The organism is Ferrovibrio sp., from assembly GCF_019636075.1.
Classification (GTDB): Bacteria; Pseudomonadota; Alphaproteobacteria; order Ferrovibrionales; family Ferrovibrionaceae; genus Ferrovibrio.
Genome location: NZ_JAHBYG010000043.1, coordinates 1 through 23,424, shown reverse-complemented (window position 1 = coordinate 23,424; position 23,424 = coordinate 1). Strand labels below are relative to the sequence as shown.

General features: G+C 63.6%; 16 protein-coding genes. 12 read left to right on the top strand and 4 right to left on the bottom strand.

All coding sequences use genetic code 11. The features are described from left to right. Window positions 1-10: 10 nt before the first annotated feature. On the bottom strand, window positions 11-1,045 hold the full coding sequence (locus KF827_RS15915) for a hypothetical protein (RefSeq protein WP_291007473.1): 1,035 nt from the start codon (window positions 1,043-1,045) through the stop codon (window positions 11-13). After that, entirely contained in the window at window positions 1,042-2,367 is a 1,326-nt protein-coding gene (locus KF827_RS15910) for a hypothetical protein (RefSeq protein ID WP_291007472.1), read from the bottom strand. Before KF827_RS15910 ends, KF827_RS15915 begins: the two co-directional genes overlap by 4 nt. Window positions 2,368-2,649: 282 nt before the next feature. Between KF827_RS15910 and KF827_RS15905 the strand changes: the two genes are divergently transcribed. Genes KF827_RS15905 through KF827_RS15870 form a run of 8 tightly spaced genes read left to right on the top strand, consistent with a single transcriptional unit; the run spans window position 2,650 to window position 16,401 of the window. Then, on the top strand, window positions 2,650-5,061 hold the full coding sequence (locus tag KF827_RS15905; protein WP_291007468.1) for a cyclic nucleotide-binding domain-containing protein: 2,412 nt from the start codon (window positions 2,650-2,652) through the stop codon (window positions 5,059-5,061). A gap of 9 nt (window positions 5,062-5,070) precedes the next feature. Continuing rightward, entirely contained in the window at window positions 5,071-5,937 is an 867-nt protein-coding gene (locus KF827_RS15900) for a hypothetical protein (protein ID WP_291007466.1), read from the top strand. Between the two features lie 5 nt (window positions 5,938-5,942). Then, the gene (locus tag KF827_RS15895; RefSeq protein ID WP_291007465.1) at window positions 5,943-7,709 is read left to right on the top strand and encodes a cytochrome c3 family protein; all 1,767 of its coding nucleotides are present in this window, start codon (window positions 5,943-5,945) and stop codon (window positions 7,707-7,709) included. Further along, window positions 7,706-8,131 carry a hypothetical protein gene (locus KF827_RS15890; protein ID WP_291007463.1) on the top strand — a complete coding sequence of 142 codons (426 nt, stop codon included), beginning with the start codon at window positions 7,706-7,708 and terminating at the stop codon, window positions 8,129-8,131. The genes KF827_RS15895 and KF827_RS15890 overlap by 4 nt, the downstream gene beginning before the upstream one ends. Next, window positions 8,128-10,059, top strand: a complete 1,932-nt coding sequence (locus KF827_RS15885; RefSeq protein WP_291007461.1) for a heme-binding protein — start codon at window positions 8,128-8,130, stop codon at window positions 10,057-10,059. Before KF827_RS15890 ends, KF827_RS15885 begins: the two co-directional genes overlap by 4 nt. Then, window positions 10,044-11,930, top strand: a complete 1,887-nt coding sequence (locus tag KF827_RS15880) for a procyclic acidic repetitive family protein (RefSeq protein WP_291007459.1) — start codon at window positions 10,044-10,046, stop codon at window positions 11,928-11,930. The genes KF827_RS15885 and KF827_RS15880 overlap by 16 nt, the downstream gene beginning before the upstream one ends. Continuing rightward, a complete protein-coding gene (locus KF827_RS15875) occupies window positions 11,930-15,898 on the top strand; it encodes a hypothetical protein (RefSeq protein ID WP_291007457.1) in 3,969 nt (1,322 codons plus the stop codon). The genes KF827_RS15880 and KF827_RS15875 overlap by 1 nt, the downstream gene beginning before the upstream one ends. Beyond that, a complete protein-coding gene (locus KF827_RS15870) occupies window positions 15,895-16,401 on the top strand; it encodes a hypothetical protein (protein WP_291007455.1) in 507 nt (168 codons plus the stop codon). The genes KF827_RS15875 and KF827_RS15870 overlap by 4 nt, the downstream gene beginning before the upstream one ends. A gap of 85 nt (window positions 16,402-16,486) precedes the next feature. On the opposite strand, the gene KF827_RS15865 is transcribed toward KF827_RS15870, so the two are convergent. Then, window positions 16,487-18,505 (bottom strand): elongation factor G, encoded by a 2,019-nt coding sequence (locus KF827_RS15865; protein ID WP_291007453.1) that lies wholly within the window; start codon window positions 18,503-18,505, stop codon window positions 16,487-16,489. A gap of 161 nt (window positions 18,506-18,666) precedes the next feature. Here KF827_RS15865 and KF827_RS15860 point away from each other — a divergent pair, with 161 nt between their 5' ends. Further along, window positions 18,667-19,437, top strand: coding sequence for a crotonase/enoyl-CoA hydratase family protein (locus KF827_RS15860; RefSeq protein WP_291007451.1), 771 nt, complete (start codon window positions 18,667-18,669; stop codon window positions 19,435-19,437). Window positions 19,438-19,544: 107 nt separating this feature from the next. On the opposite strand, the gene mutY is transcribed toward KF827_RS15860, so the two are convergent. Then, entirely contained in the window at window positions 19,545-20,660 is a 1,116-nt protein-coding gene (mutY, locus tag KF827_RS15855; RefSeq protein WP_291007449.1) for an A/G-specific adenine glycosylase, read from the bottom strand. A gap of 369 nt (window positions 20,661-21,029) precedes the next feature. On the opposite strand from mutY, the gene KF827_RS15850 reads away from it, so the two are divergent. From KF827_RS15850 to KF827_RS15840, 3 genes are all read left to right on the top strand, one after another. Continuing rightward, a complete protein-coding gene (locus KF827_RS15850) occupies window positions 21,030-21,590 on the top strand; it encodes a F0F1 ATP synthase subunit delta (protein ID WP_291007446.1) in 561 nt (186 codons plus the stop codon). Next, on the top strand, window positions 21,590-23,116 hold the full coding sequence (gene atpA / locus KF827_RS15845) for a F0F1 ATP synthase subunit alpha (RefSeq protein WP_291007444.1): 1,527 nt from the start codon (window positions 21,590-21,592) through the stop codon (window positions 23,114-23,116). Before KF827_RS15850 ends, atpA begins: the two co-directional genes overlap by 1 nt. 7 nt (window positions 23,117-23,123) lie before the next feature. Further along, window positions 23,124-23,424, top strand: a 301-nt coding sequence (locus tag KF827_RS15840; RefSeq protein ID WP_291007441.1) for a hypothetical protein, incomplete at its 3' end; no start/stop codon positions are given.

Below are 23,424 nucleotides of genomic sequence, written 5' to 3'. Positions count from 1 at the left end.
GGATTGCCGATCATGGGCCTGCTGTCACGCTGAGGCCATAGCGGCCCCAGCCGGCACAGCAATGCTCCACCGCCACGGTGTAAATGCCGGCCGCCAGCGAAAGGCCGAGGCTGGCATTGTAGCGCGAGCCAGAATCGTCATCGTGGCCCAATTGCTGGCCATTGGCATCGAATACGCGGATCACCGTGTCGGAAGCGCCGCTGGTGGCAAACCGCACCGGGCCGTTCTGCGCCAGCAGCAGGCGGTAATGATTGCGCCCGCCATTGGGCGGCAGGGCATCCTCCAGGTTTTCCGCCAGTTGAATCACCGGCGCGCCGGCCGGCTGATCGCTGCCGATGCGGCTGGGCGCGGCGGGTTCGCCATCGCCTTCGGTGATGAAGGCCTCGATGCTCTCGCTGGCCAGGAAGGCATGGTTGGCGGCGAATATCTTGAGCTTGACGGCGCCGGGCTTGGCGATGCCGGCCACGGCGATGCTGGCGCGCAGGCCATCGCTGGTGGTTTGCACGGCATCCACCCGCAAGCCTGCTGGGCCGGCAATCGAAGGCTGGCCGGCGATGGTTTTTCTGGGCTTCAGCGTCACCTCGCTTACAATGCCGCGCGGCAGCAGCACGCGGGTATCGGCCACGGCCTGGGCCACCAATGCGGTAACGGCGCTCAGGGTGGCGGCATTGGGCTGTGCGGCCAGGGCAGTGCGGGCTTCTTCCGGTGCGCTGCTGCTTTCGGCAATCGCCGCGCGCAGCAGAAACCCTTGGGCCTCGGCAGCGGTCATGAACCAGTTGGTGGGGCCGTTTTTCAGGCCGGCATAGTATTTATCGCCATCGCGGCGATAGAGCAGGCGGTCGGCCAGACTTTCGCCGCCAAACAGCGTGGCCAACCGGCGCGCATTGCCGGCATTCTCGTCGGTATCGGCGTTGCTGGATAACGCCCGCATCTGCGCCAGAAAGCTGCTGCCAGTGGTTTGCGCCAAGGCGGTGGTTTGCGCCAAGGCGGCGGCGCCAATGATCAGCGCGCATAGGAAAGCAGGGATCAGAAGCTGCGTCTTCATAGATTACCTCCCAGGCAGCCGCGCGAAACCCAGATGCGCTTGCCGCTGCCGAAGATGCTCAGGAATGTGTTGCCGGTGCAGGGCGCGGCGCTGAAGCCGATGGCGAAGAAGCGGTTGAGCCGCACCGAGCGCACTTCCACTTCCACATCGTTGCCTTCCTCGCGCAGCGCCCGGCCGCACCAATTGGCACGATTGGGGAAGATGCCCGGCGCGCTGCACACGAAGCGGCCGGCGAGCGGCTGTCGGCGCTGGGCATAATCCAGCGGCGTGGTGCCCATCAGCGGCGCCGCCGCACCGGGATAGGCCACCACTTGCGGCATCGGCGCGCGCAGGCGCTGGGCGCGTTCGTTGGCCAGCAGGCCGGTGGGCGTGTTGCCGGTAAGCGCCGCGATATCGGCATAAAGCTGCGCGGCCTCGGCATTGCGGCCGGCGCGTTCCAGCATCATCGCATCGTTCAGTGCCACATCGGGGCCGCCCAATGCATTCACCCGGTCGGTGGCTGCCAGCATGGTTGGCGCCGGCATGGCTTGCGGGGCGGGAGCGGGCACGATCTGCGGCATCGCATAAGGTTGGTAGGCCGGTTGTTGATACACGGGGGGCTGATACGCCGGGGCCTGATACGTCGGTTGTTGATACGTCGGCTGCTGGTAGGTTTGCGGTGGTGCGGTGGCGGATATCATGCCGCCATTCGGCCGATAGGCGCTGGGCGACCAGGGCGACACATAAGGTTGCGTGCCGCCAGGCTGCTGCTGATACGCCGGAACCTGATAGGCCGGGGCCTGATAAACCGGGGCCTGATAAGCTGGGGCCGGCTGATAATATTGCACCGGCTGCTGGGCGTATTGCGGCTGCGGCGTTGCTGCAGGTGCAGGCAGGGCGGCAACCGGCTGATCCGCTGGCCGTTCGCGGAAATCGCGGATTTCGCTATCGCTGAGGCGGCGTTCGGAAATCAGTTGGCCATCGGCATACACCGCACGGATATTGTTGCCATTGGGCCGGCGGATAACGAATTCGCCGTTCCGCACACCGCGCCGGTATTGGCCGATCACCAAGGTGCCATCGGAAAACTGGGTGCTGGCCTGGCCATCCATTTCGCCATCCACGAAGGTGCCTTCGTTGCGTTCGCGGGCGCGGCCATCGCGCAGCCAGAGCAGCGTGCCCGGGCCGCTGAGCAGGCCATTGCTGCAGCCGCCGGTCCAGCGGATCGATTCTCCCACCCGGGGGATCGGATTGGTGGTGGCGCAGCCCGATTGCGGATCGGCGATCATGCCAGCAGGAACGGGCGCCTGTTGCGCTTGGCCGGTGGCGGGCAGCAAAAACAAACACACTCCCGCGAGCCGCAGGGCCAGTTGCAAATTATTCGCAAAGAATCGGTGCATGACAGACCGTTTTCCGCGCCTGATCGAGCACGGTTCCCCTCGACCTAGAAGAGAACCGGCGGAGGCCGTCAAAGTCAAGTCTGCCGGGCGCAACTCACATGACCTAACTGGTTGACACTGAACGCGATCAACACTGATTATGGCTTTATCCAAGGGGCTGTTTCGCTGCCCTGCTGGATGCTGACCTGACAGGGATAGGCATCCTGGGCGAGACTGGGTTGGGGGATGACGGAGGCACGATACCGGATCGCGGTGATCGGAGCCGGTCCGGCAGGCTTGAGTGCCGCTGGCCGAGCTGCTGCGCGTGGCGTTCCGCATATCCTGCTGGAGCGCGCCGACCACGCCTCCGACACCATCTACAAATACCAGAAGGGCAAGTTTGTCATGGCCACGCCAGACATTCTGCCGCTGCGTTCCGATCTGTCATTCGCCGCCGGCAGCCGCGAGCAGATCCTGGGCGCCTGGAACGACGAAATCGCCAAGACCGGCTTGAATATCCGCTATAACGCCGAGGTGGTCGGGGTTTCCGGCAGCAAGGGCGATTTCCGCATCAAGCTTGGCAATGGCGAGGAATTGCAGGCCGAGCATGTGATCCTGTCCATCGGCCTGCAGGGCAATATCAACAAGGTGCCGTGCGAGGGCGCCGACCTGCCCTTCGTGCAATACCAGCTCGACGATCCCGAGGAATATGCCGACGAACGCATCGTGGTGATCGGTGCCGGCGATTCCGCAATCGAAAATGCCGTGGCTTTGTCGAAGCAGAACACGGTGTCGATCGTCAACCGGCGTGGCGAATTCGCGCGTGCCAAGCAGGGCAACCTCAATGCCGTCACCGCCGGAATCGAGGCCGGCACCATCACCGGCTATTTCAATGCAAGCCCGGCCAAGATCGAGCCGGGCAAGCTGACGCTGAACACCGCCGATGGCAATGCGATTGTAGAATGTGATCGTATCATCGCGCGCCTGGGCGCCACGGCGCCGCGCAAGTTCATCGAAAGCTGCGGCGTGGTGTTTCCCTCCAAGGATGCTTCGGCGCTGCCCGAGGTGAGCGCGCAATACGAATCCAATGTGCCGGGCCTCTATATCATCGGCGCGCTGGCCGGCTATCCGCTGATCAAGCAGGCGATGAACCAGGGTTTCGAAACCGTGGAATTCATCCTCGGCAATGCCGTGAAGCCGGCCGATGAGCCGCTGTTGGCCGAGAAATTCAAGGTGCTGGGCACCAATGATGTGGATGCGGTGCTGGCCACCATCCGCAGCAACGTGCCGCTGTTTTCCGAATTGAACCCGCTGGTGCTGCGCGAACTGATCCTCGATTCCGAGGTGCATGTGCCGCGCAAGAATGATGTGGTGTTCAATCGCAACGACTATTCCAACAGTTTCTTCTCGATCGTTCAGGGCAATGTACTGATCCAGATCGACCCCGAGGATCCGAAGAAAGTGGTAACCCTGGGGCAGGGTGAATTCTTCGGCGAGATGGGCCTGATCTCCGGCCGCCGCCGCACCGCCACGATCCTGGCCGGCGATAATTGCGTGCTGGTGGAAACCAGCCGGCGTTCGATGCTGAAGCTGCTGGCTTCCGCACCGCCGGTGCGCCGGGTGCTGGACCGCACGGCGGCCGAACGCCAGATCCAGCGCAACCTGGCGCCCAATGCACCGCGCGAGGTTCTGCGCAGCGTGGCCGATGTGGCCGAGTTCAAATTCTTCGCCCCGAACCAGACTTTGTTCGAGGAAGGCGACAAGGGCGATGCCCTGCATATCATCCGTACCGGATCGGTGCTGGTGCAGCGCCGCATCGGCGGCCGCGATGTTGTGCTGTCATACCTGGCGGCAGGCAATTACGTGGGCGAAATGGCCTTGTTGTCGGATCTGCCGCGTTCGGCCACCGTGCGCGCGGCAGTGGCCACCGAAACCATATCGATCCCCGCCGAAGCCTTCCGCAATCTGGTGGACAATGCCCCCACGCTGAAGGCCGAGCTGGAAAATACCTTCCGTTCGCGCATCATGCAGAACGAGCGGGCGCAGAACCAGCCCGAGGCCGGCAGCATCATCCAGTTTCTGGTGGAACAGGGCGTGGGCGAAGCCACCGATGTGCTGCTGATCGACGAAAGCCTGTGCGTGCGGTGCGACAATTGCGAGAAAGCCTGTGCCGACACCCATAGCGGCGTGTCGCGCCTGGATCGCGAGGCCGGCCCTACCTTCGCCTCGATCCATGTGCCCACATCCTGCCGCCATTGCGAACATCCGCATTGCATGTCGGATTGCCCGCCGGATGCGATCCACCGCTCGCGCGGCGGCGAGGTATTCATTTCCGATGCCTGCATCGGCTGCGGCAATTGCGAGCGCAACTGCCCCTATGGCGTGATCCGCATGGCGCAGCCGCAGCAGGAGCGCGGCGGGCTGCTGAGCTGGCTGTTCTTCGGCCTGGGCCGCGAGCCGGGCGTGGAGGATGATCACCATGCCGATGACGGCAAGAAGAAAGCCGGCGAGCCCAAGCGCAAGCAGGCGGTGAAATGCGACATGTGCAAGGACCAGCGCGGCGGCCCGGCCTGCGTGCGCGCCTGCCCCACCGGCGCCGCCATCCGTGTCAGCCCCGAGCAGTTCCTCTCGCTCGCTTCCCTGGTGAAGGAGCAATAGCGGCGCGCCATGAGCAGCGATGTGAGCTCCTCCCGCATCGAAGCCAGCCGGCATGAGTCGGTGCTGGTCTATCGCGGCTTCCGCTATCTGCGGTTCGCGTTGGGCCTCTGCATCCTGGCGATCCTGGCCTATGTGTTCCACGATGCCTATCCCGAGCCCAATGGCGGCACCTGGCTGGGTTATACTTTGGGCACCATCGGGCTGGGTATCATTCTTTTCCTGGCCTGGTTCGGCATCCGCAAGCGGCGCTACGGGCCTTCTGCCGACCGCCTGGCAGACTGGCTCTCGGCCCATGTCTATCTCGGCCTGGCGCTGATCGTGATTGCCACGCTGCATGCCGGATTCCAGGTCGGCTGGAACGTGCATACCCTGGCCTACGGGCTGATGCTGACGGTGATCGTCAGCGGCATTTTCGGCGTTTATGCCTATCTACGCTATCCGCAGCTGATGACCGAAAATCGCCGCGGCACGACTTTGCAGCAGATGCTGGCGCAGATTGCCGATCTGGACCGTGAAATCCGCCGCGTTGGCCTGCCGCTATCGGAGGCGGTCAATCGTGCGCTGATCTCGTCGGCCACCGACACCAAGGTGGGCGGCACATTCTGGCGCCAGCTTGCAGGCAACGATCCGCATTGCGCCACCACGGCGGCGCGCCTGCTGGTGACCAAGCTGGCTGCCGAGGAAACCGGCAATCAGGCGCTGATGCGGCAATTGCTGGGGCTGTTGGCGCGCAAGGAGGGCCTGCTGGAGCGGGCCCGGCGCGATGTGCAGCTTGGCGCGTTGCTCAAGGTCTGGCTGTTTTTCCATGTCCCGCTCACCTTTGGCCTGCTGGCAGCGCTGTTCGCGCATGTCTTCAGCGTCTTTTATTACTGGTGAGCGCCATGAAGCTGCTGCTGGTAGAGGTGACACAGCGGACCAAGGGCGGCGAGACGCGGCGCGAAAAGCTGATCGAATCCGCCAGCGTGCGGGTGGGACGCAGCGCCAATTGCGAAATCCATATCGCCGATCCGCGCGTGCTGCTGCATGCCTTCACCATCGAGGATCGCCTCGGCGGTCCCACGCTGGTTTCGGAAGCCGAAGGCGGCGTGCTGGTGAATGGCAGCTTCAAGAGCGTGCATCCGATCACGCCGGGCGACCGCATCGATGTCGGCCCCTATCGCATGCAGGCGCGGTTGAAGGGCGATGAGTATGACCTGTCGTTCAAGTTGCGCCAGGTGGAAGCTGCCACCGACGATCTGGCCGAGCTCAAGGCGCGCAGCCGCACCGATCTGGGCAGCGTGGGCCTGGGCAAGCGCGGCTGGTCGTGGCTGCTATTCGCTGCGGTTTTCGCCATTTTCGTGGCATTGCCGGTGGTCGGCGGCTTTTTCAAGCCCGATCGCAAGGATGCCGGCATGATGAATCTGGCCAGCCACTGGCCAGGCAATGCCGACAAGGTCTGGCTCTCGGGCGAGATTTCCAACCCGCATAAATTCTTCGGTGCCACCTGCGAAAGCTGCCACCAACAGCCTTTCATCCAGGTGCGCGACGATGCCTGCCTCACCTGCCATACCAATGTGCAGATGCACGCCAAGCCGGCCGATTCCGCCCATGTGGGGCTGGATGGCTATAGCTGCCAGAATTGCCACAAGGAGCATACCGGTCCGCAGCCGGTGGTGCTGCGCGATGAAAAATTCTGCGCCAGTTGCCATACCGACCTGAGCAAGCGCCTGGCCGGCACGCCATTGCTGGACGTGCGCGATTTCGATCGCCAGCATCCGGAATTCAAGCCCAGCATTCCGGCGGATTTCATGTCTGGCGGCGGCTGGACCCGCGTGGCGCTCAACACCGCGCCGCCGCCGCAGGAAGTGTCGGGCCTGAAATTCCCGCACGACAAACATCTGAAAGCCGATCTGCGCCATCCCGAGAAGGGCAATGTGAAGCTGGAATGCGCATCCTGCCACAAGCCCGATAGCGGCGGCGTTGGCATGCTGCCGATCAGCTTCGAAGGCCAATGCCGCGATTGCCATAGCCTGCGTTTCGAGGCGCTGGCGCCCGAGCGCGAGATGCCCCATGGTTCGGTACGCGAGGCCAAGCGCATGGTGGCGGATTTCTATGCCGCGCGTGCGTTGCGCGGCGAACCGCGCGAAGCCGAGCCTTCCACCGATCCGCAGCGCCGCCGCCCCGGTCAGGTGTTGACCGAGGCGGAAAAGCTGGAAGCGCGGGCCTGGGCAGACCGCAAGGCGGATGAAATCCTAAACGGCAAGCTGGGCAAGGGCCTGTGCGGCGAATGCCACATGCTGGTGGAGGCCAATGGCGGCTTCGAGGTGGCGAAGCCGCAACTGGCCGACCGCTTCATGCCGCTGGCGCGCTTCCCGCACAAGGATCACCGCGAAGTGCCTTGCCTTGAATGCCACAAGGCCGATGTATCGGCTGCCGCCGCCGATCTGCTGATGCCCGGCATCAATACCTGCCGCTCTTGCCATGGCGGCGAGAAGTCGACAAACAAGATCGCATCCACTTGCGTGGCCTGCCATGTCTTCCACCGCGAAGGCTTGCCGTCCATGCGCAAGGAAAAACCAGCCGATCATGCCGAATTTCTGCCACGCCTGCAGCAGGCCAGCATGACGGCCATGGTGGCGGGCGGTAAGGCAGGGGAGGCGGCGCGATGAAGCGGCTGCTGATCCTGCTTGCGTTGCTGCTGTTGCCTGGGATTGCCCAGGCCCAGAGCATCAATGCCCCGGCGCTTAGCGTGAAAGGCCCCAATCTGGCGCCTGCCGTCGTCCGCAATGCCGCCAGCCCGCCGTTGCAGATCACCGTGCCGCTGAATGGCGACCAGCCGCTGGCCACCTATGTGTTTGCACGGTTCGGCAACAACCAGCCCTTGCAGCGCAACGCGGAAGGCTTTTGGATCGACTGGTCGGGCGAACGCGCCGCGTTGATCGACAACCGCTTTGCGGCGCAGGGCGGCAGCCTCACCTTCAAGATTCTGGATGAGGATATTTCGGCGGCGTATTTCCCGGTCGATATCTTCGTGGCCTACCGCACGGGCGATGCGTTCAAATATGGCTCGATCACGCTGGTGCGGCCATGATGCGCTTTTTCGCTGGTCTATTGCTGGCCTTTCTGCTGCTGCCGCAGGCGGCGCGGGCGCAGAATCTTACGGCGGCACAGGTTGATCTGATCATCAGCCGCGCCGTGCAGGAGGCCCAGGCGCGCGGCCAGTTGGCCACCATCGCGGTGGTGGATCGCTTGGGCAATGTGCTGGGCGTCTATCGCATGACCGGCGCCGGCGGCACTTTTCAGATCACGTCTGGGCGCGGCATTCCGCAGGGCAATGGTCTGGAGCAGATCAACATCATCGACAGCGCGCTTGCCGCCATCGCCAAGGCGGTGACCGGTGCTTACCTCTCGTCGGGCGGCAATGCCTTCACCACGCGCACCGCCAGCCAGATCGTGCAGGAGCATTTCAACGTCGGGGAAACCAATCAGCCTGGTGGGCCGCTTTATGGCGTGCAGTTCAGCCAACTGCCATGTTCCGATCTGCTGCGCGCCAATGCCGGTGCGGCTTTGGGCCAGGGGCCGCGCCGCTCGCCGCTGGGGCTTTCGGCCGATCCGGGTGGCGTGCCGCTCTATGCCGGCCAGAGCGTGATCGGCGGCCTCGGCGTGATTGCGGACGGCATTTACGGCCTGGATCTCAACATCACCGATTACGACCGCAACGTGGATGAACTGATCGCCCTGGCCGGCCAGAGCGGTTTCGAGCCGCCGGAAGAGATCAAGGCCTACCGCATCGCGGTGGATGGCCGCCTGCTGCGCTATATGGATGTGGATCAGCGCGATCTGGCCAGCAATCCGGGCGGCGCGCCGGCGGCGCCGGGCGGCGGCGCCTTCGTGAACGTAGCCGGATATTTCACTGCCGGCGCGTCGCGGGCCGGTCAGGCTTATGGCGCCACGGCGTCCGGCATTCAAAGCGATGCCAGCACCAATGCCCCGCAATATGCCGGCCTGCCGGCTTTCGTGCTTACCGACGGTGCCGACAATAACCGCTTTCCGCCGGCCGCCAGCGCGGCGGCCACGCTGGCGGCCGGCGATAGGCTTACGGCTGCCGAAGTGCGCCAGATCGTGCAGCAGGCACTTACCGTGGCCTATCGTGCGCGGGCGCAGATTCGCCGGCCTCTGGGCAGTTTTGCCGAGGTGACTGTTTCCATCGTCGATAACGAAGCCAATATCCTGGCGATTGCCCGCACCGGCGATGCGCCGATTTTCGGCATCGATGTAAGCCTGCAAAAGGCACGCACAGCGGCTTTCTTTTCCTCCAACCTGGCTGGCAATACGCCGTTCGATAATCTGACGGCAGCCCCTAATGGCAACGCCTATTCGGTGGCTGGCGTCTTCAATCTGCCCGGCGTGGCGCGCTATGCCACATCGGCGCGCAATTTCATCGGCGGCAATGCATTGGCCGATGGCACGGCGTTTTCAGCGCGCGGCTTCGGCAATCTGCACAGGCCGTTCTATCCCGATGGCATCGTCAGCTATGCCGAAGGCCCGTTCAGCACGCCATACCGGGTGTGGAGCCCGTTCAATGTGGGCCTGCAACTCGATCTGGTGCTGGCCGATATCGTGGCGCGGCTGGATGGTTCGCTGCCCAGCGTGGCGGGTTGCGTGGCCGGCAATGCGGTGGATGGCACGCTCACCGCCAATGCGCCCACGCTGCCGCGCCTTACCGCCGGCGGCCCCACGCGGCTGGCCAATGGCGCGCAGATTTTTGCCGGCGGCGTGCCGATCTATCGCGGCAATGTGCTGGTCGGCGCTATCGGCGTATCGGGCGACGGCATCGACCAGGACGACATGATCGGTTTTCTCGGGCTTGCCAATGGCGCCAGCAACGGCCTGGGCAATGCGCCCGATGGCATCCGCATCGAACGGCAGGTGATCCGTGGCGTGGCGCCGCGTTATGTCAGTTGCCCGTTCAAACCTTTCAACTATTCCAATATCCAATTGCCATGTCGCGGACGCTGAAACTATCCACCCTTCTGCTGTTCGGCTGCGCCGGCCTGCTGGCCGGGGCGCAAGAGGCGCGTGCGGGCAAGGAAGAGGTGTTCGAGTTCCGCGATGCCGGGCAGGGCGTGCTGATGGCGCAGGATATGCCGCGCCGCCGGCCCGGTCCGCAGGCCGAGCCCGAGCCTTTGCCGCCGATCGATCCCAAGGCGGTGCCGCCGCCTTCGCCCTCGCTGCCGCGCGAGACATTGCCGGTGCCGGATCGCTGGCGCCTGATCGAATCGGTCGGCGTGAATGAACGCTGGTGGGATCCTTATAATCAGAACACGCTGAAGGGCGACCGCCCGATCATGGGCGACTACTTTGTCAATCTCTCGCTGATTTCCGACACCATCTACGAACCGCGCAGTTTTCCGCAGCCGGTATCGCTGCAAGGTTCGGCCGATGCCGGCAAGCGGCTGGATGCGTTCGGCCGCGTGGACCAGCAGCTTTTCGCCACCACGCTGATCCCCTCGCTGTCCTTCATCAAGGGCGATACGGCATTCAAGCCGCCGGATATCGAACTGCGCCTCACCCCGGTGCTGCAATATAATCGCGTGGATGCCGAGGAAGACCGCATCCTGCGGGTCAATCCCGCGCAGGGATCGTCGCGCCAAGATCCGTTCCTGGGCATCCAGGAAGGTTTTTTCGATTACCATATCCGCAATGTCTCGGATCGCTACGATTTCGATTCCATTCGGCTTGGCATCCAGCCGATCACCAGCGATTTTCGCGGTTTCGTATTTCAAGACAATCAGATGGGCGTGCGCCTGTTCGGCACCCGCTTCAACAATTTCTTCCAATACAATCTCGGCTGGTTCCGCCGGGTGGAGAAGGATACCAATTCCGGCCTCAACGATGTGACCAAGGAATTGCGCAAGGACGATGTATTCCTGGCCAATCTGTATTGGCAGGATATGCCGATCGTCGGCTACACATCGCAATTCACCGTGATCCACAATCGCAACCGCGAGGGCGATCAGGAGCGCTTTTTCAATAATAACGGTTTCCAGGAACGCCCGGCGGTGTTCGCCACCCAGCGGCCGCATGATTACGACGTGACCTATCTGGGGTTCAGCGGCGACGGGCATTTCGGCCGCTTCAACCTGACCCATTCGCTCTATTATGCTTTCGGCAGCAACAGCGCCAGCCAGTTCGCCTCGCAGACCCGCGACGAGAAGGCCGATATCCGCGCCTTCATGTTTGCCGCCGAACCTTCGGTGGATATCAACTGGCTGCGCCTGCGCGGCAGTTTCCTCTATGCCTCGGGCGACAAGGATCCTTACGACCGCAAGGAAACCGGCTTCGATGCGATTTTCGAGAATCCGCAATTCGCCGGGGCCGATACCAGCTATTGGGTGCGCCAGGCGGTGCCGTTGATCGGCGGCGGCGGCGTTACGCTGTCGGGCCGCAACGGATTGCTGAATTCGCTGCGTTCTTCCAAGGAACAGGGCCAGTCGAATTTCATCAATCCCGGTCTGATCCTGGTCGGCGGCGGTTTCGATATGGATCTGACACCGGAATTGCGCTTCACCACCAATGTGAATTACCTGCGCTTTGCCGATAGCTCGGTGGTGGCAACGCTGCGCAACCAGGGCAACGATTGCAATCAATTGCCGCTCGGCGTGCAGCCCACGCTTGGCACCAAATCCAAGCTCTGCTCCAACGAGATCGGCTGGGATCTTTCGGCGGCTTTGATCTATCGCCCCACCTTCATCCAGAATGTGGTGTTCCGCGCATCCGGCGCCGTATTGTTCGGCGGCGAAGGTTTCCGCGAATTGTTTGCCGTCGACCCTGAAAGCAACCGCAGCCGGTTCTATTCCGTGCTGTTCAACGCGATCCTGACCTACTGATGCGCACCGTCGTTGGCATAGCCCTGATTTTCGCCACGCTGCTGGCCGGCGGCATGGTGTTGGCTGCCGGCGACGAGAAGCCGCAGAATATCACCTACGTGACCGCGCCCGACGCGCCGGCCCTGCAGCCGGCCGAGGCGGCGGCGGCCAAAAGCGAAGGCTGCATCACCTGCCATACCAGCACCGATGCCGCCACCATGCACCAGAATGCCTCGGTGAATATCGGCTGTGCCGATTGCCATGGCGGCGATCCGAAAATCCGCCTGCCGGGCCGGATGGAGGAGTATGCGGCGGCGCGCGACAAGGCCCATGTGCTGCCGCGCTTTCCGCGCAGTTGGCATTATCCCAGCAGCGCCAATCCCACGCGCAGCTACACATTGCTGAACCGCGAAAGCCCGGAATATATCCGCTTCATCAATCCATCGGATTACCGCGTGGCGCGCGAGGCCTGCGGCGCCTGCCATCTGCCGATCATCCAGGCCGCCGAGCGCAGCCTGATGGCCACGGGTGCCATGCTATGGGGCGGGGCCTCCTATAACAACGGCATTCTACCGTTCAAGAATTACATCCTGGGCGAGGCTTATACCCGCGACGGCCAGCCGGCGCTGATCAAGAGCCCCGGCGAGATTACCGAGAAGATGACGTTGCAGCGCGGCGTGCTGCCGCAATTCGTGCCGCTGCCGGCCTGGGAGGTGATCCCGCCTGGCGATATCTTCCGCGTGTTCGAACGCGGCGGGCGCAACATCATCACGCAATTCCCCGAAATCGGCCTGCCCAGCATCGCCACGGCGGGCCCCGGCGCGATTCAGCGCCTGGAAGAGCCTGGCCGCCCCGATATCAGGCAATCCAATCGCGGCCCCGCCACCGGCCTGCGCATCGCCGTGCCGGTGATCAACATCCATAAGACTCGCCTGAACGATCCCTTCATGTGGTTCATCGGCACCAACGACCAGCCGGGCGATTACCGCCATTCCGGCTGTGCCGCCTGCCATGTGGTGTATGCCAATGATCGCGACCCGCGCCATTCCGGCCCTTATTCGGCTTTTGGGCATGACGGCAAATCCGTCAGCAAGGATCCGACGATACCCAATGATCGCTCGGGCCATCCGCTGAAGCATCAATTCACCCGCGCCATTCCCACCAGCCAATGCATGGTTTGCCACATGCATCAGCCGAATATCTTCCTGAATTCGATGCTGGGTTACACCATGTGGGATTACGAGCCCGATGCGCCGCATATGTTTCCGGCCAAGCAGAAATATCCCTCGCCCGAGGAAGAGCATGCCATCCTGATGCGCAATCCCGAGGAAGCGGCGATCCGCGGCAATTGGGGCGATGTGGATTTCCTCAAGAAGGTGTGGGAGCTCAATCCCGGCTTGAAGAGCACGCAATTCGCCGATTATCACGGCCATGGCTGGAATTTCCGCGCCATCTTCAAGCGCGACCGCAAGGGCAACCTGCTGGATGCGGAAGGCCGCAAGGTGAATGACGACGATCCGCAGAAATTCAAGAAGGCCGTGCATATGTCGTCGGTGCATGTGGATGCTGGCATGCAATGCGTGGATTGCCATTTCGCGCAGGATTCGCATGGCAACGGCTATATCTATGGCGAGGTGGCCAATGCCATCGAAATCCGCTGCAAGGATTGCCATGGCACGGCCGCTTCGCATCCCAGCCTGCGCACCTCGGGTCCGGCCGCGCCGCCGGGTGGCACCGATCTGTCGCTGCTGCGCCTGCAGGATGGCCGCAAGCGGTTTGAATGGCGTGGCACCGAATGCAACAAGCCGGCCAGCGAAACCCGCGATTGCAAATTGATCCAGCGCGCTGCTCTCGATCCCGACCGGGAATGGGAAGTCAGTCTGGTGAAGGATACCGTCAATCCCGCCAACCCGCATTACAACGAGAAGGCGGCGCGCGCCAAGCTGGCGGCGCAATTGCCCAAGGATGCCGGCGGTGTGCGCATCGCGGCGGCTGGCAACCCGATCAAATTCGGCCCCGGCGTGGCGAAGGAACAATTGGCGCATAAGGACGAGGAGATGGAATGCTATACCTGCCATCTCTCCTGGACCACATCCTGCGCCGGCTGCCATCTGCCGATCCAGGCCAACCGCAAGACCGAGCGGCATCATTACGAGGGCGGCGAGACGCGCAATTTCGCCACCTATAATCCGCAAGTGGCGCGTGATGAAATGTTCCAGCTCGGTCGCCACCAGAGCAGCAAGGGCAACACCATCGCGCCGATCCGTTCCACCTCGGCGCTGATCCTGTCGTCGCAGAATATCAACCGCGAACGCATCTATATCCAGCAGGCGCCGATCGCGGCCTCGGGCTATTCCAGCCAGGCCTTCGCGCCGCATTATCCCCATACCGAGCGCCGCACCGAAACCAAAACCTGCACCGATTGCCATGTTTCGGCGGCCAACGACAATAATGCGATCATGGCGCAACTGCTGCTGCACGGTACCAACTTCGTCAATTTCGTCGGCTTCAACGCATGGACCGGCGGCGAGGGCGGCATCGAGGCCACCCAGGTGACGGAGTGGGACGAGCCGCAGGCGGTGATCGGCAGCTATCTGCACAAATATGCCTATCCGGATTATTTCGCCCAGCATCAGGCGCGCGGCCGCAAGCTGCCCGAGGCGCCCGAGATGGGCAGTTTCAGCCATCCTGGCGGCGATGCGCGTTGCCTGCAATTGCGTGGCGAATATCTGTTCGTGGCGGAAGGCGCCAAGGGTTTCCGGGTGTATGACGTGGCATCCATCGCCAACAAGGGCGTGTCGCAGCGCATCATCACCGCTCCGTTCAGCCCGCTGGGGCACGATACCCATATCGCCAGCAAGAATGCCACCTGCATGGCTTTGCCCACCAATCAGCCGATTGCGCCGCTGCGCCAGAACAAGGATGAAGCCACCCGTAAGCTGATGCTGGAGGCCAACCAGGAGCAGCCCTTCCATCCGATCTATAATTACGCCTTCATCACCGATGCGGTGGAGGGCCTGATCGTTACCAATGTGAACACCCTGGCCGATGGCGAGCCACGCAACAATTTCCTCAAGCGCGACCTGACCTGGAATGCAGGCGGCGTGCTCACGGGCGCCAGCCATATCACCATCGCCGGTTCGTATTTCTACATCACCGTGCCGCGCGGCATCGTGGTGTTGGACATGTTCGACCCGCTCAAGCCGAAAGTGGCGGCGCAGATTCCGCTGGCCGGCGCGCGCGCCACGGCTGTGCAATTCCGCTATCTGTTCGTGACCTATAACGACGGCGTGAAAGGCGGCCTGGCGGTGGTGGACGTGACCGATCCCACCAAGCCGGTGCGCGTGCAGGGCGCCGATCTGCCGCTCGCCGATGCGCGCCGCGTCTATCTCGCGCGCACCTTCGCCTATGTGGCGGCCGGCAAGGATGGCCTGGCGATCGTGGATATCGAAAAGCCCGAGCAGCCCAGGCTGTATCAACGCTACACCGCGGATGGGCAGATTTCGGATGCTTCCGATGTGATCGTGGGCAGCACCAATGCCACGCTGTTTGCCTATGTGGCCGATGGCGCCAATGGCTTGAAGGTCGTGCAGCTCACGGATCCCGATAGCCAGCCGGCTTTCTATGGTTTCAGCCCGGATCCGAAACCCAATCTGATCGCCTGGAAGAAAACCGTCTATCCGGCGCGTGCCTTGTCGAAGGGCCTGGATCGGGATCGCGGCGTGGATGAAACCGGCGGCCAGATCGCCGTATTCGGCCGGCTGGGTTCGCGCCCGCTCACGCTGGATGAACAACGCATGCTCTATCTGGATGACCGCAAAAAGCTCTGGGCGGTGAGCGACACGCCGCAGGCCGGTGAATTCGTGCCGGCACAGCCCCAGATGCCAGCCAAGGCGCCGGAATCGCGCGCGCCCGCTGCCGTTCCGGCGCCGGCAATCCCGAGCGGCCCGGTGCCGCGCCATCTCGAGCGGCGGGCGGCCATGCCATGAGCAAGCCGACGATGCTATCTTTATATGCTCTCGCAGTTGGCTTGCTGGCGATGCCGGCCTTTGCCGATTCCGCGCCGCCGGCTGGTGCGCATGGCGGTGTGCCGCAGCCGAAACAGGAAATCCGCCACGATTATGCCGATCTTCTGCGCGGTAACACGATCAGCTTCCGCGCCGATATCAGCTATCCGCAGCCCGTGGTGCTTCAGCCCGGCCAGGGCGCCAGGTCCACCGGTTCGGAACTTGCCATTCTGTATCTTGCCGCCGATGGCAGCGCGAAGCTCAAGCGCTGGAATGCTGTGAACGGCGTTTACGATGCGGTGAAGCCGGCGCGTTGGAACATCGAGGCCGACACACTCTGCCTGCAGGCCGATTGGCCCAATCTGAAGGCCGACCGGTTTTGCATGAGTATCCGGGTCTATCCGCCGGTTTTCGCCGGCCATGGCATGGGCGTGAATGCGCTCATCAAGGGCGATATCCGCCCAGGCAATCCGGATGGATTATAAAGGCGTCAATCCGGATGGACTCTGAGTAACCTCAAGTCTTGCCCTTTTCATGCATGTCCGCGCCCGGTTTTATACGGCCAGGGTTTTATGCCGCCTGGGCTGCGCGGCGCCGATCCTCCACCACGCGGTCGGCCAGCCGTCCGGCCAGTTCCTGCAGATGGTCGAAGCGCGCCTCGAAACTGCCCACGCCGAGCGTGGCAGACCGTAACTCGGTGGCCAGGCCGCTCATCTCGGATTCCGGCAGGTGGCAGAGGATTTCGTCCCAGCCCTCCCAGCCCGGTCGGGCATTCATGCCGAGAATCTGGCCGCGCCGGCTCGAGGCGATGGCATGCACCTTGGCGGTGAAGGCATTGGGCACATGGAACAGCACGGCCATGATCGGTTCCAGCAGTACGGGGCTGCATTCCGGCAAGCCATCATGCATCGCCATGCCGCCGGCGGTGCGGAAAGCCTGGTCGCTGGAATCCACGGCATGGAATTGCCCATCCAGCAACGTGACCATCACATCCACCACCGGAAAGCCCAGCGGTCCGCGTTGCAAAGCTTCCTGCACACCGGCATCCACGGCGGGAATGAAATTCTTCGGGATCGCGCCGCCGGTGACGCGGTTGACGAACACATAGCCTTCGCCGCGTTTGCGAGGTGCGATTTCCACTTTCACATCGGCGAATTGCCCATGGCCGCCGCTCTGCCGCTTGAATCGTGCATGCTGGCTGATGCCGTGGCGGATCGTTTCGCGGTAGGCGCAAGCCGGCGGTTGCGCTGTCACGCTTACGTTGAAGCGGCTCTGCAGCCGCTCGATGGCCAGCTTGAGATGCACTTCACCCTGGCCGCGCAGCAGCAGGGCGCCGGCTTCATGGGCCAGGCTGAGGGCACGATCCTCTTCCAGCAGGCGGGCCAGCGCGGCTGAAAGCTTCACGTCATCCTTGCGATCTGCGGGTGCGATGGCCAATGCCATCAGGGGCGATGGCGGCTGCGGCCAATCGGGCATGTTGCTGCGGCTATCCAGCCCCAGCAGGTCGCCGGTCGCGGCGTCTTCCAGGCGCTGGATGCCTACGATCTGTCCGGCCTGAGCCTGGCTCAGCTTGCCGCCATTCGCGGCCAGCATGCCGGCCATGCGGCGGCCTTGCAGATGCGCGCCTTCTTGCAGGCTTCCGCACCAGATGCGGCACAGGCTCAGTTTGCCGGTATGGGGTTGGTGCAGAGTCTTGAACACGCTGGCGGCAAAAGGTTGTGCCAGGTCGATCCCCAGGCGCGCTGCGGTTTCCGAGGGTTCGGGCGCTTCATGGCGCAGGGCTTTCAGCAGGCGCAGCACGCCATTGCCGCGTTCCGCCGCGCCGAAAAATACCGGCACGATCAAGTCGCCCTGCAGGTCGCGGGTCAATTGCGCGTAAATCGCATAGGGTTCCGGCATGCGGTCTTCCAGCAAGTCCGCCAGCAGTGCATCGTCGAAATCGGCGATGGTTTCCAGCATGGCCTGGCGCGCTTCCACTTCGCGCGGCCGCATCGCATCGGGCGCATTGATACGATCGGAGGCGGCATTCTCGCGCCAGCGATAGGCGCGTTGGCTCACCAGGTCGATATAGCCGGTGATGCGGTCGCCATCGCGGATCGGCACTTCGCGCAAAACCAGCGGCCGCGCCGATACCATCTGCAAGGCCGCCACCATGTCGCGCAGGCGGATATCCGCTTTATCCATCTTGTTGACGAACAGCAGATGCGGGATGCGGCGCTCGTCCAGGAATTTCAGCAGCGGCGCCAGGGTCATCACCCGGTCGGGATCGGGCTCCACCACCACGATGGCGATATCGGCCACCATCAGCGCCGCTTGCGTATCCAGCGCCAGTTCCACCGAGCCGGGGCAATCGATAAAGCTCCAGCTTTCATTCAGATAATCCAGGCTGGCGAGATTGGGTTCCACCGTCATGCGGTGCGCCTTCGCCTCGGGCGATGCATCGCCCAGGGTGAAGCCCTGCATGGCATTGCCCTTGCGGGGGATTGCGCCGGCTGCGAAGGCCAGGGCTTCGAGCAGGCTGGTTTTGCCGGTTGTGTAAGGGCCGACCAGCGCGGCCACGCGCGGTCTTGCCTGCGGTTTCGTCTCCATCGCTTTCCTCCCATGATGATGGTTATGGAAATGGCGGAATGTGCAAACCCGAGGGCATCAGGATTCCACAAAGCGATGGAAGAGTCTGCAACAAAGTAGACGTGCGCTGCGGCGAGGTTTAGCCTGCATACGGATAAAGCGAATAAGCCGGGAGCTTAATAATGTCGGTGCGTGTGGAGAAGTCGGGTTTCGTTACCACTGTGATCCTGTCGCGTGCCGAGGCGCGCAATGCGGTGGATCGTCCGCATGCCGATGCATTGCGCGAGGCCTTCAAGGCATTCGATGCCGATCCCGATGCGCGCGCTGCCGTGCTGTGGGGCGAGGGCGGTAATTTCTGCGCCGGTGCCGATCTGAAGGCTGTGGCCGATGGCGACAGGCGCAACGATGCTTCGCCGGAAAGCGAAGGCCCGATGGGGCCGACGCGTTTGTTCATGTCGAAGCCGGTGATCGCCGCCGTATCCGGTTATGCCGTGGCCGGTGGATTGGAGCTGGCCTGCTGGTGCGATCTGCGCGTGGTGGAGCAGGATGCGGTATTTGGCGTGTTCTGCCGGCGCTGGGGCGTGCCGCTGATCGATGGCGGCACGGTGCGTCTGCCGCGCCTGATCGGCCATAGCCGCGCGCTGGATATGATCCTGACCGGCCGTGCCGTGCCATCGGCCGAAGCCTTGCAGATGGGCCTGGCCAATCGTGTTGTGCCCAACGGCCAGGCGCGTGCGGCGGCGGAAGAGATTGCCGCCGAGATCGCGAAATTCCCGCAGGCCTGCATGAAGGCGGATCGGCTTTCCAGCTACGAGCAATGGACGCTGTCGCTCGATGCCGCGTTGCATGGCGAAGCGGAGAGCGGCTGGCCGATCATCGAGGCCGAAGCCATCGCAGGCGCTGCGCGTTTCCGCGATGGCGCCGGCCGGCATGGCGATTTCAACAAGATCTAAAAAGTGCCCCCGTCACCCTCGCGCTTGTTGCGAGGGTCCATGCCTGATGCAGCAAAAATTGCTGAACCATGGACCCCCGGAACAAGTCCGGTGGTGACGGATCAGGCTTAGCGCAGCAGCTTCAGCATCTTCTTGATTGCAGTGGGCACTTTTGCCTCGCCGGGCTGCAACCATTCGCCATTCAGGCGCGCGGCTTGTCTGGCATCGATATCGGCCAGCATGGCGCGGATGCCGAGCGAGAAATGCGTGAACACATGCTCGGCCTCGCCGCGCAGCATCTGCCATTCGGCATCCATCGGGGCTTGCCGCATGGCTTCGGCCGGTTTCCAGGCGGCATCCCGCCAATCGGTGCTGGGCACTTCCAGCATGCCACCTAGCAGGCCTTTTTCGGGCCGGCGGCGGAAATACAGCGCGCCATCGGGCCGGCGCAGCAAAAAAGCAACGGTGTGCCGGTGCGGGCGTTCGGGCTTCGGCGCCTTGCGCGGCAACTCGGCGGCATGGCCGCGCGCCCGGGCCAGGCAGAGTTCGCTCAATGGGCAAAGCAGGCAATCGGGCCGGTTGGGGGCGCAGAGCGTGGCGCCCAGATCCATCATCGCCTGGGCATAATCGCCGGGCCGCCGTTGCGGCGTGGCGGCCTGGCAGAGCGCACGCAACTGCGGTTTGCTGCCGGGCAGCGGCGTCTGCACATCGAAAACCCGCGACAGCACGCGCTCTACATTGCCATCCAGCACGGCGGCCGGTTTGCCGAAAGCGATGGCGGCAATCGCCGCAGCAGTATAGGCGCCGATCCCGGGCAGGCCGAGCAGACCGGCCTCGGTTTCGGGAAATCGGCCGCCATGGTCGCGCAGCACGGCCTGGGCGCAGGCATGCAGATTGCGGGCGCGGGCGTAATAGCCAAGCCCTGCCCATTCCGCCAGCACGGCTTCCTGCGGCGCCCGGGCGAGCGCTTCCACATCCGGCCAAAGTGCCGTAAAGCGTTGAAAATACGGAATAACTGCCGCCACAGTGGTTTGCTGCAGCATGATTTCCGACAGCCAGACCCGATAGGGATGCATGGCCTTGTGGCCGGGCGGCGCACGCCAGGGCAGGCGACGATGCTGGCGGTCATACCAGGGCAGCAGCAGGCCGGCGATGCCGGCGGCGCGTTTCGCCTCGGCAGCGGTTGCGGCAGCGCTTGCGGGGGGATTCGTGGAATCGGCGGATTTACGGCCTGGTTTTGCCATCACGTAAAAACTACCATGAGGAAAGTCTGGCTCCGAGCCGTTCAGCTGGGGATAATCCGGTTTTATGCGGCGTTTAGTCGCATCGCCGGGCGCGGTCCATGTTGCGGTGGCGAAACCCATATGCTAGTTAAGCGCGGCTTTCGCGCCAGCCGGTGCCGGAACAGGCTCGGTATGTGTGTGAAATTCCTTGATCTTTCAAGGTCTTGTGCTGAATTCGGGGCTGCCCGGACGGTTCGGACCATGAGGGTGGGGAACGTGGGGGTTCGGTGGCCGTGACAGCGCCATGGTTAGGCTGGCTGTCGTGGTTCGGACATATATAAGCCGGGGTGGTCTGTAGGGATCATTCTGGAAAACCAAAAAGGGTCGTTCGTGGCTCAAGAAAGCGCTCTCGTTTCCGGTATTGCCGGCCGTTACGCCACCGCGCTGTTCGATTTGGCGCGCGATGGCGGGCAGCTCGATGCCGTTGCCAAGGATCTTGCCGCCCTGTCCGCCCTGATGGCGGATTCCACCGATCTGGTGCGGCTGATCCGTTCGCCGGTTTTCAGCCGTGAAGAGCAGGGTGCCGCCATCGGCGCCGTGCTGGCCCGGATCGGCGCTGCCGATCTGACGCGCAACTTCGTGGGTGTGGTGGCGCAAAATCGCCGCCTGTTCGCCCTGGCCGACATGATCAAGGCCTATGGCAAGCTGCTCAGCCATCATCGTGGCGAAGTGGTTGCCGAGGTGGTGTCTGCCGAGCCGCTGAATGAGGCGGAACTCGCACAATTGAAATCGGCGTTGTCGTCGGCCGCTGCCGGCAACGTGGTGCTGCAGGCCCGGGTCGAGCCGGACCTGATCGGCGGTCTCGTCGTCCAACTCGGTTCGCGCATGATCGATGCGTCGATCCGCGCCAAGCTAAATTCGCTCAAGTCCGTGATGAAAGGGGTTGCGTGATGGATATCCGCGCCGCAGAGATTTCCGAAATCCTTAAGGGCCAGATCAAGAATTTCGGCACTGAAGCCGAAGTTTCCGAGGTCGGCCAGGTGCTCAGCATCGGTGACGGTATCGCCCGCGTGCATGGCCTGGACAAGGTGCAGGCCGGTGAGATGGTCGAGTTTCCCGGTGGCGTGAAGGGCATGGCCCTGAACCTGGAAATCGACAATGTCGGCGTCGTGATCTTCGGCGAAGATCGCGGCATCAAGGAAGGCGACACCGTCAAGCGCACCGGCGCCATCGTGGACGTGCCGGTGGGCAAGGGCCTGCTGGGTCGCGTGGTGGATGGCCTGGGCAATCCGATCGACGGCAAGGGCCCGCTGAAGGATGTCACCCGCGCCCGCGTGGAAGTGAAGGCGCCCGGCATCATCCCGCGCAAGTCGGTGCATGAGCCGATGCAGACCGGCCTGAAGGCGCTCGACGCACTGGTGCCGGTGGGCCGTGGCCAGCGCGAGCTGATCATCGGCGACCGCCAGACCGGCAAGACCGCCGTGGCGATCGACACCATCCTGAACCAGAAGGCGATCAACGCCGGCACGGATGAGAGCGCCAAGCTCTACTGCATCTACGTCGCCATCGGCCAGAAGCGCTCGACGGTCGCCCAGATCGTCAAGACGCTCGAGGAGCGCGGCGCGCTCGACTACACGATCGTCGTCTCGGCCACGGCGTCCGAGCCGGCGCCGCTGCAGTTCCTGGCCCCGTTCGCGGGTTGCGCCATGGGCGAGTGGTTCCGCGACAACGGCATGCACGCCGTCATCATCTACGACGACCTTTCCAAGCAGGCCGTCGCCTACCGCCAGATGTCGCTGTTGCTGCGCCGCCCGCCGGGCCGCGAAGCCTATCCGGGCGACGTGTTCTACCTGCATAGCCGGCTCCTCGAGCGGGCTGCGAAGCTGAACGAGGACAACGGTTCGGGCTCGCTGACGGCGCTGCCGCTCATCGAGACCCAGGCCAACGACGTGTCGGCCTACATCCCGACCAACGTGATCTCGATCACCGACGGCCAGATCTTCCTCGAGACCGACCTCTTCTTCCAGGGCATCCGCCCGGCGGTGAACGTCGGCATCTCGGTGTCGCGCGTCGGCTCCGCCGCGCAGATCAAGGCGATGAAGGCCGCGTCCGGCCCGATCAAGGGCGAGCTCGCCCAGTACCGGGAAATGGCCGCCTTCGCGAAGTTCGGTTCGGACCTCGACGCCGCCACCCAGCGCATGCTGGCCCGCGGCGAGCGCCTGACCGAGCTCCTGAAGCAGCCGCAGTACGCGCCGCTGTCGGTCGAGGAGCAGGTGGCGGTGATCTACGCCGGCACCCGCGGCTACCTCGACAAGGTCGCGACCAACCAGGTCGGCCGTTTCGAGCGCGAGCTGCTCTCGAACCTGCACGCCAAGCACCAGGGCCTGCTGGACAAGATCCGCACCGAGAAGGACCTCAAGAACGTCGAAGACGATCTGAAGGCCGCCCTCGCGGCGTTCGCGGACACCTTCGCCTGACATCCTGATGGTCGCGGATCAACCCAAAGCACTGGGCGCCTGGTCGGGCGAGTTCGGTGATCGGTATACGGCGCGCAACGCCCGTACCGCCGACGCCGTCCGCGGCCGCGCGCGCGTCTGGGGCGAGGTGTTCCGCACGATCGTCGGCGACATGCCGGCGTCGGCGCTGGAGGTGGGCCCGAACCTGGGCCTCAACCTCCAGGGCATCCAGGCGCTCGCCGACGTGGACCTCTGGGGCATCGAGCCGAACCCGGCCGCGCGCCGGCGCCTGGTGGAAGACGGGATCCTGCCCGCCGACCGCGTGATCG